Source organism: Salinibacterium sp. SWN1162 (assembly GCF_015864675.1).
In the GTDB taxonomy this organism is placed as follows: domain Bacteria; phylum Actinomycetota; class Actinomycetes; order Actinomycetales; family Microbacteriaceae; genus Rhodoglobus.
Genome location: NZ_JADYWT010000003.1, coordinates 108903 through 122818 on the forward strand (window position 1 = coordinate 108903; position 13916 = coordinate 122818).

Sequence of the window (13916 nt, forward strand, 5' to 3'; positions counted from 1 at the left end):
CGGCGCAGCAGTATTCGCTGTCGCCGCCGATACCCCGTACCTTTCTCTCGTGCGACGATTGCTACCGGAGGTTCTAGGATGGCGCAGAAGAGAAGGTACACGGTGCTCGTCCGCGTGCTCGCCCTTGTGGCGTGCGCTGGCGCCCTTGCTGCGCCCGCCGCGCTAACAGTCAGCAGCAGCTCGCCCGCCTCTGCGGCGATAGTGGCGGTTGACGAGCCCGGAGCGCCCGACGCGGTCGCCACGGCGACGCCCACACCGGCCCCCACCGTCACGACGAGACCCGCAACGCCAGCACCGACACCCGCGACCACACTCCCCCCCCACCGAAACGCCTACCGCGAGCCCGAGCGCGAGCCCGAGCCCAACGGCAAGCCTGACGCCCGCCCCGACCGCAACCCCGACCCCGACGGAGCAGTCTCCCGCTCCCGTGTCGCCTTTGCCCGCGATTCCGCCGAGCGTAGCGACGTCGAATGTATCCCTTACCACGCTGCTCATTGCCGTGACGGTACTCGCCGCAAGCATTGTCGTGCTCTGGCTCATTCTTCGCCGTCGCCCTCAGCCGAAAGCCGCAGCGACCTCAGCGCACAGAAGTGCTGCGCCGCCGCGCGCACAGTCAGCTGCCGTAACGCTCGATGCGCTGGCGGAACTCGGCAGTTCTATGGTCGATAGCGGCTACCCCGTCAGCATGGTGAGAACGGCAGTTCAGGATGTCGCCACCGCCAACGGATTCGCGTCCGCCACTGTAGTGGTTTTTCCGACCGCTCTCTTCGTGTCGCTCGACAACGATGGCGCCACACTCACACGCGCCGTTTCCGCTGGCGGCCGCTCCTACCTTCTGCATCAGGTGGATGTGATTGATCGCATCATGAAGGTGGGGCGCGCCCGGTCTGGCTCGGCCGACTGGGTGAGCCGACAAATCGCCAAGGTGAGGGAACTCGCTCCTCCCTTTTCCGCCTTTCACCGCGTCGCCGCCTATGCGCTGACCACCGGCGCCATCGCAGTCTTGCTTGGCTCGTCCTGGCTCGGCGTGTTAGTCGCTGCGGTCTTGGGAATTGGAGTGGGCACCCTGCTCCTGCTGGGTGAACGGCTGCCCTCGAGCTATGACGCTCTCGTCATCGTGAGCGCCGCTCTCGGCTCATCGCTGATCATTTTGCTGGTTGCTCGTGCCACCGATGATTCGGCCATACTGCCGTCGCTGATCGCTCCACTCGTCGTGCTGCTCCCGGGAGGGTTACTCACGACAGCAGTAATCGAGCTGGCAACCGGGCACATCATGTCTGGCTCTGCCCGTGCCGCAGCTGGAGCGATGAGGCTGCTTCTTCTCGCGGTCGGCATCGTCTCCGCCGGTGCGCTGATTGGTGTGCCCCGAATTGAGCTCGAGGTCTCCGGAGAGGTTCTGGGGCCGATTGCACCGTGGATCGCCATTGCCGTCTTCGGCGTGGGAATCAGCGTCTACCAGTGCGCGCGTCCTGCGTCGATCCCATGGATTTTACTCGTTCTCTACGTCGCCTATGGAGCTCAAGTAATCGGTGACGTTCTCTTCGGCGGGGTGCTCTCCGCTCTCATCGGCGCCATCGCCATGACCCCGGTGGCAGTCTTGGTGGCCCGCCACCGCACTGGACCGCCCGCCATCGTGAGCTTTCTTCCCGCGTTCTGGTTGCTCGTGCCCGGAGGTCTCGGCCTCGTGGGTGTCACCGAAGCGCTGGGAGGGGGCGATGCAAGCGGCACCTTGATTACAACGGTTGGCACTATGATCGCCATCGCTCTCGGAGTACTGATCGGCCTTGCCGCGTCCAGCACCTTGCGCGATCGGCGCCTGCCCAGTCTTTTTGCTTTTCTCGACCCGGTTCCTGATGCAGGAACCACAACCGATCCAGTTACCATTTCTGAGAAACCGCAGGTTTAGGAATAGCGCCTCGGACTCTGCAGTCGGATGTCGAGCCACGCCAACATGTCGCCTACCGCGCGGTCCGGCGCGCCCTCCGCGCCGGCTCGCGCCCACTGCACGAGCGCGGAGAACGTTGCCGCCTCATAAGCGACCGCGAGTGCACGACACGCTGCGGCAGGAGCATCCGGATGTCGATCAGCGATAAAGCGAGCCAGAGCGTCCACCCAGGCGGCGTTCGCAATAGGAGCCGACGCGCGCAACTGGGGCACCTCAGACACGAGCGAGATCCAGTCAGGGCTCAGTCGCAGCACTCCGTCTTCGTGGGAGACCGACGCAACTATTGCGTTACGCACCACCGCCCCCAATGGAGCAGCCTGTGGGGCGATCGCGAGAGCCCCCTCCAGCCGCGCTACGGCAGCGGGCAGCCCCACCCATGGGATCCTCGAGCGCTCACCGAATCTCCGGATGAGAGTGCGAACGCTCACCCCGGTGACTTCCGCTATCTCCCGCCATCCTGTCTCCTGGTAACCGCGATCTCGCCACAAGGAAAGCGTTGCGTGCAGAAGCTGCTCGGCATCAATGACCGTGGGGCGTCCGCGGCGTCTCTCGGATTCGTGGGGGGTCGCACTGGCAGCTGTCACGCCACCAGTATGCCCCACTCTTCTAATATTGGCGTAGAGTGCCAATAAACACAGAGGAAAGGTTGAGCAATGACTCGCACGTATGTAATCACCGGCTCCGCATCGGGAATCGGCGCCGAGACAGCCGACATTTTGACCAAGCGGGGCGAACACGTCATCGGGATTGATCTGAAAAATGCCGACGTCGAAGCCGACCTCTCGACCCCCGCGGGACGCAACGCCGCAGCAACTCAGGCATCGGAACTTGCCGGAGGGCGAATCGACGCAGTCATTGCGTGCGCTGGCATCTCCGCCCCGATCTCAGCAACCATATCGATCAACTACTTCGGAGTCACCGAGTTCTTGCGCGCACTCTTGCCCGCCCTACGCAAATCGGATGCTCCACGAGCAGTTGTGGTGTCATCGATGGCGTCGATGCAGCCCAGTTCCCCCGAGCTCATCGAAGCTGCACTTGCAGGCGACGAAGCCTTAGCCCTTTCTATCGCTGACACACTCACCGCACAGGGACCGCGCGTGGGCTACCTCGTCTATCCCGCATCCAAGCGTGCCCTTTCACGATGGGTACGCCGGGAATCTATCTCCGAAGACTGGGCAGGGGCAGGGATCCCACTGAATGCGGTCGCACCGGGCACCGTGCTCTCCCCCATGACCGAGGAGCTTCTCTCCACGGAGGCGGGGCGCGCGATGGTTGACACCGCTGTGCCGATGCCGCTCAATTACCACCAACCGACTGAATCGATCGCGCATCAGTTGATCTGGCTCACCAGCGTGGAGAACACACACATCACCGGGCAAGTTATTTACAACGACGGCGGTGCGGATGCCACGTTGCGCGGTGACGACATCTGGTCCTGGAATGACCCCCAGTAGGTGCTCGCTCGCGCGATCGCCAGCCCATCTTGACGACGCCCGCGGGTGCCTCCGAGCGAGGCCGCGGGCGTTCTCGGGGTGACTGATGACGACAACGGCTTAAAACAAAAATCCCTCTCCGTAAAGGAGAGGGATTTTTGTTGTGATGTCAGAAACATCTTTTCGTTGCGGGGACAGGATTTGAACCTGCGACCTCTGGGTTATGAGCCCAGCGAGCTACCGAACTGCTCCACCCCGCGGCGTATATAAAGCGTAACACAGGGTGAGCGGCTCGAAAACCGAACTCAGCGGGCACACAGTCTGCAGCGGCCCGCTGAGTCAGAATTAGCTACTCGGTAGCGGCGATTGCCCGCTCGATCGCGTCGACCATTGCCTGGTCAGCTTCAGCAGCAGCGACGAGGTCGTTGGCTGCATAGGCCGCGTTACGGTCGGCAAGGGCTGACTTGTAGTCGGCGAGTGCACTGTCGAGTGCCGCATTGTCACCGGGAGTGACAACCGGTGCATCCGGGTCTACTGGCGCATCCGGGTCAACGGGAACATCCGGGTCAACGGGAACATCCGGCGTTACCGGAACTTCTCCGTCGCCGGCTTCGGCGCCAGAGTCTCCACCAAACAGTGTGTCGAGTGCTTCGTCGAGAGTGTCTTCGAAGGCAATCTCGTCACCGAACGACACCAGCACCTTGCGCAGCAGTGGGTACTGAGTTCCGCTGGTCGACTGAACGTAGACCGGCTGCACGTAGAGCAGCCCGCCGCCGACGGGGAGCGTCAGCAAGTTACCGAGCTTCACCTCGGTATCGCCCTGTTGGAGAAGAGCCAGCTGGTTGGCCACGATCGTGTTGGTATTGAAGCTGTTCTGCACCTGTCCGGGACCAGGAACAGTGTCCTGCTTCGGCAGCGTCAGCAACGTGAGCTTGCCGTAATCAGGTCCCGCATCCGAGTTCGCCGTCAAATAACCGGTGAGAACACTTCGACTGGCGTCCGCTGTTCCCTTAGGAATGAAGGTCGAGTACAGCGTGAACGCGGGGTCGTCTGTTCCCGGAACCTGCATCGTGAGGTAGTACGGGGGCTGAAGCGAACCAGTTCCCGAAACCGGATCCTCCGGGCTAACCCACTGGTCATCACTCGAGTAGAACGAGCCAGCATCCGTCACGTGGAAGGATCCCAGAATTTCGCGCTGAACCTTGAACAGGTCGGCGGGGTAGCGCACGTGATCCAGCAGTTCGACGCTCATTTCGTCTTGCGCAAGAAGCGAGTTCGGGAAGATCTTGTTCCACGTCTGCAGAACCGGGTCTTCGTCATCCCACGCGTACAGTTTCACCGAACCGTCATAGGCATCAACGGTCGCCTTGACCGAGTTGCGGATGTAGTTGACGTCGTCGAGCGCAAACTGCGGCGCCGGCGTGTAGGTGTCGGCAATCGCGCTGGAGAGCTGCTCAACCTGCGAGTAAGGGTAGTTAGCGCCGGTGGTGTATCCATCGACGATCCACACAATCCGGTCGTCCACAATGGCCGGGTACACGTCACTGTCGAGGGTGAGGTACGGAGCAACCTTCGCTACACGCTCGAGAGGCTCGCGATCGTAAAGAATCTGCGACTCGTCAGTTACATCTGAGGCGAGGAAGATCTGCTCGGATTGGAACTTCACTGCGTAGACAAGCTTCTTAAAGATGTTGTCGAGCACAGGCCCGCCGTCACCCTCAAAAGTCGTCGTGGCGTTCTGCTCGCTGTCTTCTCCGCCCGAGGGGTAGTCGAGTTCGATGTCGTCAGCACCTTCCGGGGCACCAACGATCGAGTAATCCGGAGAGTCCTCACCGAAGTAAACGCGAGGCTCGTAGTCGCCGAGATCTCCAGTGCTCGGGATGCCCGACTCGAGGAACACTGGCTGGCCATCGGCGGCACGCTGGTTTCCGAATGCTGCAACCACGCCATAGCCGTGGGTGTAGACGACAGCATTGTTGTACCAGGACTGCGCTTCGCCAAGACCGGACTGGTTGAGTTCACGGACGGCAATCACCGTGTCTTGAATCTCACCGTCGATCTCGTAGCGGTCAACATCAAGGTAACTACCGAACTGGTAGTACTGCTTGAACTGCTCGAGCTGGGCAAAAGCCTGTGGCGCAATGGCAGGGTCGAGGATACGGATGTTCGCGGTGGTTGTCGCGTCTTCGCGAAGCGCACCGGACTCGGCATCAGTCGAGGCGCTATAGGGAATCTCCTCAACATCGGCGATGCCATATGCGTCGCGAGTTGCCTCGATGCTTCGATCAATATATTCAGACTCGTAGGTACGCGCGTTGGGGTCTACCTGGAAGCGCTGAACGATCCACGGGTAGAGGTTTCCAACGACGAGACCGCTGATGAGCAGCAGTGCCGTACCGATCATCGGCAAACGCCAGCGACCGATGATGGCCGTGACGATGAAGAGGATGGCAACGATGGCTGCGATACCGGCCAAGATTGCGCGGCCCGGAATCGTAGCGTTGGCTTCGGTGTAGCTCGCACCGGTCTGCAGGAAGCCCTGGCTGGTGGAGTACAGCGTCGTGTACTGATCAAGCCAGATGCTCACCGCCTGAAGGGCGAAGAAGATGCCCGCGGTGATCGCGAGCTGTACGCGCGCGGAACGCGAGATACGAACTTCGCGCCCGTTCACGCTCAACGCACCATAGAGGTAGCTCGTAGCCAGTGCGCCAAGGAACGAGAGGATGAGCACCGCTGACGCGTACCCGACGATCGAGTGGTACATCGGAAGCTCATAGAAGTAGAACGAGATATCTAGCCCGAACTGCGGGTCGGTCGTTCCGAACGAACTGCGGTTCAGCCACTGAAGAGCGACCGGCCACGCGCTAGCCGAAGAAACGCCACCAAATACGCCGAGCAGAATCGGGATGCCGATCATGGCGAGCTTGCGCAAGGGTTCTACAACCTGCTGGTAGCCCTCTAATTGCGCGTTGAGTTTCGCGTAGATCGGGCGGGCGCGGAATGCGACCAGAAGGCTAACGCCCACCGGTACGGCCATGGCGACAAAGCCAATGGCGAACATTACGGCTGTTGCAATCCACTGAGTGGTGAGAACCTCCAGATAGCCGGTCTGGCTGAACCAGAGAACATCGGCATAGAGGCTCGAGAACAAGAAGAACGCGATCACTATTACGGCGAGAATTATCGCCGTAATCGTAAACGCAGACCTCGTCTTGCTCGTCGGGGCTTGTTGGGTTTGGCTCGACACAGTACTTCGCTCCTGAAATTGGGGGCCTGGCTATATCTTAAAGGTCTTTCATGGGCGCGGGGCTGATGATCGCTCTCAGCGTGACTTGCCTCAGCGGGGCTCTATTGGTCGCTGCAGGAAGGCAGTCCGGCGCCACTAAGGCCACCGCGGATGCTCGCCAACGCAACGATGGCGTCGTTGAGGTTGTCGATCGCATACACCGTGAGGCCCTTGGGGGTGTTATCTACGACTTCATCGCAGTTCTCAACCGGTGCCAAGAAGAAGTCGGCTCCCGCCGCACTCGCTCCGTACATTTTTTGCTGGATGCCACCGATCGGGCCAACATCGCCGGTAGCGGTGATCGTTCCCGTGCCTGCAACCTCGTTACCGCCGTTGATGGCGCCTGGAGTGAGCTTGTCGATGATCCCGAGGGCAAACATCATGCCAGCGCTGGGGCCGCCAACGTTCTCCAATTGAATTTTCACGTCAACCGGGAAGTTGTATTCGCTACCGACCACGACACCGATGATGGCGATGGGGTCGTCGCCCTCGCTCATCTCGGGAGTGATCTCGACGGTGAGTTCTTCGTCGTCGCGTTCAAAGACAACCACCGCGGGTGTGGTCGTGCCGTTTTCGGCGATGGTGTCGCGCAGTCCAGCGACATCGGCGAAGGCCTCGCCATTCACCGTGAGGATGATGTCTCCGGCTGCGAGCACGCCATCCGAAGGTCCACCCTCCGAAGTTTCTGCGACCGTGAGAGTAGCGTCGAACTCGTAATCGAGGTCGGAGAGTGCTGCAGCGATGGCTTCCTGCTGCGAAGACTCCATCTGAACTCGACCGGCCTCGGCCGATTCTTCAACAGTGACGCCGACGGGATAGACCGATTCGACAGGCACGATCGCGCGGCTGCGGTCGAAGTAGGCGGCCCCGACCTCGAACCAGCTCAAGGGAGAGTCGGGATTACCGCGCACATTGACGGTCAGCATGTCGAGCGCGCCCTCGGTGGGATACGTCGTTTCGACGGGAATCTGGATGAGCGGCACGAGAGCGCCATCGATTTCTACGTCGCCCAAAGTGTCGTAGACCGGGCCTGGTTGCTCGATGATGTACGGCGAGGGAACCAGGGTCGCAAGCAGCGTTCCGACGAGTGCGATGCTCAGAATCAGCCATCCCAGCCAACCGCTTCGGGCGCGACGTGGTGACGGTTCGGGTCGATTATCAGTAAACAGGGCCACCTAGGTCCTTACGGGGTGGGGAGCGGTGTTCGCCACAGGCGCACGGTAAGAGTCACTAGCCTAGGTCAAAACTCAGCCGCGCACGGCATCGAGCGGCTAGCGTTAATCCATGGCTGACAATGCTGAGAACAATTCTGAAGACGAGTTCCGCGACATGATGCGGGACTTCCTCTCGGGCGATGGTGAAATCGATCCCGCGAAGCTGGCCGGTGCGGCAGGCTTGCCCAACGATCCAGCAATGATCCAACAGCTGCTCAGCCAGCTTCAGAATGCCCTCGGCAAGTCGGGCGATGGCATCAACTGGGATATCGCCCTTGAGCAGGCTAAGAACCTCGCTTCTCAGAGCACGGTTGTCTCGCTCCCCGCGGAGCGCAGCAAGCTTGAGCAAGCGCTGCACGTTGCCGCCCTCTGGCTGAATGAAGTCACCGACATCTCCGAGCTGACGGTCGAGCCCAAACTGCTGAGTCGCAGCGAGTGGGTCACGATCACGATGCCCATCTGGACCCAGTTGGCTGAGCCGGTAGCCAACTCCATCGCGAATTCTCTCACCGACGTTCTCAAACAGAATGCTCCCGAAGAGATGAACGAAATGCTCAACGGCGCCAGCAAGGTGATGCGCAACATCGGCGGTACCCTCTTCGCCATGCAACTCGGTCAGGTAGTGGGCCAGTTGTCGAGCGAGGTTGTGTCGGGTGGCGACATCGGTATCCCCCTCTTCGACGAGCAGCAGGCGGTGCTTGTTCCGCAGAGCGTTTTTGCCTTCGGCAACGGTCTCGACTTGCCCGACAGCGAGATCCACCTCTACTTGGCGGTGCGCGAGCTAGCCCACGCTCGGCTATTCCGGCACGCGAAATGGCTTCGTCTTCAGTTCATGACTTCTGTCACGGCCTACGCCCACGACATCCACATTGATTCGGATGCCATTGCCGAGCTCGCCAGCGACTTCGACCCCAACAATCCCGAAGAGCTGCGCGACGCTATGACCAATGGGTCGCTCATCCCGCCGAAGAGCGAAGAACAGCGGGAGGCTCTTGAGCGTCTCGAGACCGTTTTGGCGCTCGTCGAAGGTTGGGTCGATGTCGTCACCGCTGCCGCCACTTCTCGCCTGCCAGCACGTGGCGCAATCGCGGAAACCGTGCGACGACGTCGTGCCTCCGGTGGCCCCGCCGAGTCAGCGTTCGCGACCCTCGTCGGTCTCGAACTTCGCCCGCGTCGATTGCGCGAAGCTGCAGCAATGTGGCAACACGTTACCGATGAGCTCGGCGCGGAACAGCGCGATTCGCTGTGGTCCCACCCCGACCTCATGCCGACGGCGGCTGACATCGACGATCCGGCGGCTCTGGTTGCGCGCTTGCGCGACGGTGGCACTACTCCGGATGACATCGACCAGGCCATTAACGATCTTCTGAACGACGAATCTGGTGACCGCCCGCACGAGGGCGACAACTCTTAGCGCGTCCATCGGCGGCCTAATCGGACCCCGATCGGGCATTCTTTGGCGACCGTTCATTTTTGTGCTGTGGAATCTTCACACTGACCAATCGGACAGGTGTGCACAATAGGCACATGATCCTGCGCGTAGACCCCCGACTACCGCTTGTGTGGCGATCCCCCACCAGCGCCCAATTTGGCATCGACCCGCCCGCTGTTGTGCTGCCGAACGTGACCGAAGCACAGGAGAAAATTCTCTCCGCATTGGTCGCCGGAATAAGTCGCAGCGGCTTAGAGATGTTGGCGAGCACCCACCCCCTCGAGTGCAACGAACTCATCGATTCCCTTTCGGCAATACTCGTTGCAACTCCCCCACAGCCGCCCAGTGCGCAGGTGGCTGTGTTGGGTTCAGGCGCTGTCGTTGAGTCACTCGCCGCGATCCTCTCCTCCAGCGGCGTCACCGTCGAAGTCGCTGCGACACCTCACGATCTGAGCCAGCCCGATCCCGATCTCGCGATCTTGGTTGGCCACTTTGCCATCCCGCCCTCGGTGCACTCGCACTGGCTGCGCCGTGACATCCCGCACCTGCCGGTACTAATTTCCGACTCTGCTGCCGAGGTGGGTCCTGTGGTGACTCCGGGGATAACCGGCTGCCTGCTCTGCATCGACATGCACCGTCGCGATGCCGACCCGTCCTGGCCTGCCATCGCCACTCAACTCATGGGGCGCACCTCGCTCGCCGAGACTCCGACGCTTGTTGCAGAGGCAGCGGCCGAAGCGAGCCGCATGGCCCTGCACCGCCTCGGTCGTGGTGGGTACACCGTGTTCGATCAGACTCCCGCTGATGCCACGTCGTCGGTTCGGATCGACTACGCGACGGGCCGAAGGGATGAGAGCTTGCGTTTTCGCCACCCGGATTGCGGTTGCCAGCAAGTAGCGAACGTTACGAGCGCTGAGTCCGATCGCGAACATCGTCGAGGAACCGACTGGGGGCACGACGCCCACCCCGGCCTGTTTGTGCACTAGCCGACCACGACATCCCGAGCGATCGACGAGCACGAGTGATCCCGACGTACAGAAGGCGTCGTTCTTCGTCGATTGCGTCGGGGGTGCGGGCGTAGCTGATCGGCAATAGCCCCTCGTTGAGCCCGATGAGGTGCACGCACTCCCACTCAAGACCCTTAGCCGAGTGCAGTGTGGCCAGGTTCACGGCCGAGCGCAGGGGTTCGTTGTTGCTGCTCTGGCGGTCAACCAAGTCAGCGACGAATTCGCGCAACGTGACCTCGGGGGCAGCGTCTTCAGCCAAGCGCATGATCACGTTGAGCGACTCCCAGCGTTCGCGAACCGCACCGGCCGTCTCGGGCGGATCCTGAGACCAACCAATCGACCGCAGGATGTCGCTGACCGATTTGAAGAGAGGTTCGGTGGCGGTGCTGATCGAAGCACCGCGCAGCAGCATGATGGCCTCTTTGACTTCGCGCTGATCAAAGAAGCGGGTGGCTCCCCGAACGAGGAAGGGAACTCCCGCGGCCGAGAGCGCAGCCTCAATGGGCTGCGATTGAGCGTTGATGCGGTACAGCACGGCGATTTCTTCGGGGCTCGTGCCCGCCGCGATCTGAGCGGAGATGGTGGCGGCGATTGCGGTCGCTTCGGCGTTGTCGTCGTCATACCCGGTGACCTGCGGCGTGGGCGAATGTTCCGTCGTGGCCGCCTGCAGGGTCAGCGCGCCCTTCTGATTTGTCATCAGACGGTTGGCGGTGTGCACGATTTCGGGCGTGGAGCGGTAGTTGCGCTCGAGACGCAGCACCGCAGCGTTGTCGTGCTGCGATGCGAAGCGCAGCAAGAACTCCGGGCTCGCCCCGGCGAATGAATAGATGGTTTGACTCACATCGCCGACGACGCAGAGATCGTCACGGTCGCCGACCCACAGCCGCAGAAGTTCATGCTGGAGCGGCGATACGTCCTGATATTCGTCGACGACGAAGAACCGGTACTGTTCGCGAACCTGTTGCGCAATGCGCGGCTCGGCCTCGATCATTCCGGCGGCAGCCAACAGCACGTCTTCGAAGTCGATCTGGCGCCGGGCATCCTTGATCGCCTCATACGCGGTCTGCAGCTCGACCATGCGCTCGATTGTGAGCGCTGCGGGAGGCGTGCGACCAGCGTTGCCGTATTGCTCCACCGACATCCGCGAGGTCTTTCGCCACTCGATTTCGGCCGCAACATCGCGCAGCGTCGCAGTGTCGAGCTTCAGCTTGAGTGAGTCAGAGGCGTGGGCGATCATGCGCGCTTTGCCCTCAAGCAGTCGCGGCATAGTGCCACCGATGGTCTGCGGCCAGAACGCGTTGAGTTGCGAGAGCGCGGAGGCGTGGAACGTGCGAGCCGCGACACCGTCGGCGCCGAGGGCACGCAGTCGACCGCGCAGCTCACCAGCCGCACGATTAGTGAAAGTCAGGGCCATGACGCGTCCGGGAGGGTACACACCGGTCGCGACACCGTACGCAATGCGATGCGTAATAGCGCGAGTCTTTCCGGTGCCGGCGCCAGCAAGCAGACAGACCGGCCCTAGGAGTGTTTCGGCGGCCTGTCGCTGGCCTTCATCAAGAGCGTCGAGTAGTGCATTGGCATCAAGCGTCACGGTTGTTCGTCAATCGGTTGGCCGTACCAGTGCTCGATGATCGCGCGCGCGATCGACGAGTGTCCTGGCAGACGGATGTCGTTCAAAGAGTTAGCAAGTTCGTCTCGACTGAACCAGCGCAGGTCGAGAATTTCTGTGCCGTCTGGAGTGCCGAGGCCCGTGAAACCCGGAGCGACGGACGCGGTGAAACCGAGCATGAGCGACGCGGGAAAGGGCCACGGCTGGCTACCCAAATAGACCGGATCAACGACCGGTACGCCTGACTCTTCGAAGATCTCGCGTTGTACCGCTGATTCCAGAGACTCCCCTGGTTCGACAAAACCGGCGAGCAGCGAGTAGCGATTGGACTCCCACAACGCGTTCGAACCGAGCAAGAGGCGGTCGTCGTTGTCTGTCACGCCGACGATGATCGCGGGGTCAGTGCGGGGATAGATCTCGAGTTTCGAAGCCACATCGCGGCGAACCCAGCCGGCCTTCTCCACGACAGTCGGTTCTCCCGTGCGCGGCGAGAACAAGTGCGAGGAGTGCCAGTTCAAGATAGCCAGCGCCTCGGTGAAGAGCCCGGCATCCCGGTCGCTCAGTTGCGTTGCAATACTGCGCAGGTTGCCCCAGTTCGCCTCGGCAAAGTGACCGGCATCCTCGAGCTCAACGGTCACGATGGGAGTGCCAACGGGCTCGGGGCTTGTGTCAGACGTCGACCGCCCCAGGTAAACACTCGTGTGGCCGCGCTCGATCGCATCCGGGTGGAGCAAGGCTAAAGAACCATCGGCCGCCAGCAGCGCCGACCCATCGAAAATGGGCAGCACGCGCGTCGCCGAGTCACGCCACAAACGATCAAGAAGACGTGGATCTTCTCGAGCTAAGTGGTCACGATCAATCTCATATCGCGACAGTGGCAGCCGCGAAAGAAAGGATTGTGACATGTATCGACCCCGTCCCAAGTGCGTGGCGTACGGCAAATGCACGCCAGAGCGACCTACCCTGAGTGTTATGGCCAGATCACATCTCACTCTAGCCGCGCTGGCGACCTCCGCTGTCGAGGGACTCGAAGTAGCCGCAGCCGCCCCGTTCGGCACCGGTAACGGCAACGACTTCGACTCGGCGCTCATCACCGACCGCGCCGGTAAGCACTGGATTATTCGCGTTCCCCGCAACGCCGCCGCCGAAAATGCGCAGTCCGCTGATCTCGTGGCGTTGCGCGCGCTGAGCGCTGGAGTGCGTACGCGCCTTCCCTTCGATGTAACGAGTTACGCCGGGCAGGTTCCTGTCGGTCAAACCCGCGGCATCGTCTATGAATTCGTCTACGGCAACAAAGTTCCTATGCGCTCGTACACCACGGGCCCCAAGTCGCTCTCGGCGTCAATCGGAGCCGCCATCGCTGCCATTCACGCCCTCCCCACGAGCTTTGTAGCGGATGCCGGCCTCCCCGTGCAGACCGCCAGCGAGGCACTCCGCGCGTGCATCTCGATCATCGACCGTGCCGCCGCCACCAAGCTCGTCCCCGCGGCTCTGCTGGAACGGTGGCGCGAAGCGGCCGAAGACTCCAAGCTGTGGCAGTTTCAGCCCACCGTCATTAACGGCTCTCTCGTCTCGGACTCGTTTCTGAGTGCAAATAACGCCGTCACCGGCGTGCTGGGGTGGCAAGACATCAAGGTCGGGGATCCCGCCACCGACCTGCAGTGGCTGCTCGGGCCCCGCAATGAGGCGATCATCGATACCGCTTTTGGTGCCTACGCGGATGCTCGGGGGGCTGGTGACCGCCAGCTGAAGCAGCGCGCCAACTTCTATGCTGAGCTTTCGGTAGCGAAATGGCTGCTGCACGGCACCGAAGTACGCAGCACCGAGATCGTTGATGATGCCGGCGAAATGCTCACGACACTTCTCGATGACATTCGTGACGACATCATGAATCCCATCAGCGCCGACACCGCGCCCACAATGGCGGTCGAAGAAGTCGAAGCCATGCTGCGTAAGGATAACCGCGCGGTCTAACGCCCTCGCGGCACCC

At 61.6% G+C, this 13916-nt stretch carries 10 protein-coding genes, 1 tRNA gene and 1 pseudogene; 5 read left to right on the forward strand and 7 right to left on the reverse strand.

Annotated elements, in window-relative coordinates:
* The first annotated feature begins 427 nt into the window (after positions 1-427).
* Positions 428-1906 carry a threonine/serine exporter ThrE family protein gene (locus I6E58_RS11935; RefSeq protein WP_197133965.1) on the forward strand — a complete coding sequence of 493 codons (1479 nt, stop codon included), beginning with the start codon at positions 428-430 and terminating at the stop codon, positions 1904-1906.
* Here I6E58_RS11935 and I6E58_RS11940 read toward each other — a convergent pair.
* Positions 1903-2319 (reverse strand): hypothetical protein, encoded by a 417-nt coding sequence (locus tag I6E58_RS11940; RefSeq protein WP_307842127.1) that lies wholly within the window; start codon positions 2317-2319, stop codon positions 1903-1905. The two genes, I6E58_RS11935 and I6E58_RS11940, sit on opposite strands and share 4 nt — an antisense overlap.
* Positions 2320-2352: 33 nt before the next feature.
* Positions 2353-2682: pseudogene (locus I6E58_RS14530) on the reverse strand (TetR family transcriptional regulator); the annotation flags it as partial.
* On the opposite strand from I6E58_RS14530, the gene I6E58_RS11945 reads away from it, so the two are divergent.
* Complete coding sequence (locus I6E58_RS11945; RefSeq protein WP_197133971.1) at positions 2599-3399, forward strand: SDR family NAD(P)-dependent oxidoreductase; 801 nt, start codon at positions 2599-2601, stop codon at positions 3397-3399. The pseudogene I6E58_RS14530 and the gene I6E58_RS11945 overlap by 84 nt on opposite strands.
* 165 nt (positions 3400-3564) lie before the next feature.
* Here I6E58_RS11945 and I6E58_RS11950 read toward each other — a convergent pair.
* The 3 genes from I6E58_RS11950 to I6E58_RS11960 form a co-directional block, all read right to left on the reverse strand.
* Positions 3565-3638, reverse strand: a tRNA-Met gene (locus I6E58_RS11950).
* Between the two features lie 89 nt (positions 3639-3727).
* Positions 3728-6625, reverse strand: coding sequence for a UPF0182 family protein (locus I6E58_RS11955; protein WP_197133974.1), 2898 nt, complete (start codon positions 6623-6625; stop codon positions 3728-3730).
* 101 nt (positions 6626-6726) lie between these two features.
* A complete protein-coding gene (locus tag I6E58_RS11960) occupies positions 6727-7839 on the reverse strand; it encodes a S16 family serine protease (protein ID WP_197133977.1) in 1113 nt (370 codons plus the stop codon).
* Between the two features lie 109 nt (positions 7840-7948).
* Here I6E58_RS11960 and I6E58_RS11965 point away from each other — a divergent pair, with 109 nt between their 5' ends.
* Together I6E58_RS11965 and I6E58_RS11970 are read left to right on the forward strand one after the other, a co-directional pair.
* Positions 7949-9292, forward strand: a complete 1344-nt coding sequence (locus I6E58_RS11965) for a zinc-dependent metalloprotease (protein WP_129073351.1) — start codon at positions 7949-7951, stop codon at positions 9290-9292.
* A gap of 113 nt (positions 9293-9405) precedes the next feature.
* Complete coding sequence (locus tag I6E58_RS11970) at positions 9406-10296, forward strand: hypothetical protein (RefSeq protein ID WP_197133981.1); 891 nt, start codon at positions 9406-9408, stop codon at positions 10294-10296.
* Here the strand turns inward: I6E58_RS11970 and I6E58_RS11975 are convergent.
* Both I6E58_RS11975 and nudC read right to left on the reverse strand, forming a co-directional pair.
* Complete coding sequence (locus tag I6E58_RS11975) at positions 10214-11908, reverse strand: ATP-dependent helicase (protein WP_129073349.1); 1695 nt, start codon at positions 11906-11908, stop codon at positions 10214-10216. The genes I6E58_RS11970 and I6E58_RS11975 overlap by 83 nt on opposite strands.
* On the reverse strand, positions 11905-12831 hold the full coding sequence (nudC, locus tag I6E58_RS11980) for an NAD(+) diphosphatase (RefSeq protein WP_129073348.1): 927 nt from the start codon (positions 12829-12831) through the stop codon (positions 11905-11907). The genes I6E58_RS11975 and nudC overlap by 4 nt, the downstream gene beginning before the upstream one ends.
* Before the next feature lie 67 nt (positions 12832-12898).
* On the opposite strand from nudC, the gene I6E58_RS11985 reads away from it, so the two are divergent.
* Complete coding sequence (locus I6E58_RS11985) at positions 12899-13900, forward strand: phosphotransferase (protein WP_197133984.1); 1002 nt, start codon at positions 12899-12901, stop codon at positions 13898-13900.
* Positions 13901-13916 lie beyond the last annotated feature (16 nt).

Coding starts and splice junctions, on each gene's coding strand:
- I6E58_RS11945 (WP_197133971.1), top strand. CDS start 2,599: ATGACTCGCACGTATGTAATCACCGGCTCCGCATCGGGAATCGGCGCC.
- I6E58_RS11965 (WP_129073351.1), top strand. CDS start 7,949: ATGGCTGACAATGCTGAGAACAATTCTGAAGACGAGTTCCGCGACATG.
- I6E58_RS11970 (WP_197133981.1), top strand. CDS start 9,406: ATGATCCTGCGCGTAGACCCCCGACTACCGCTTGTGTGGCGATCCCCC.
- nudC (WP_129073348.1), bottom strand. CDS start 12,831: ATGTCACAATCCTTTCTTTCGCGGCTGCCACTGTCGCGATATGAGATT.
- I6E58_RS11985 (WP_197133984.1), top strand. CDS start 12,899: ATGGCCAGATCACATCTCACTCTAGCCGCGCTGGCGACCTCCGCTGTC.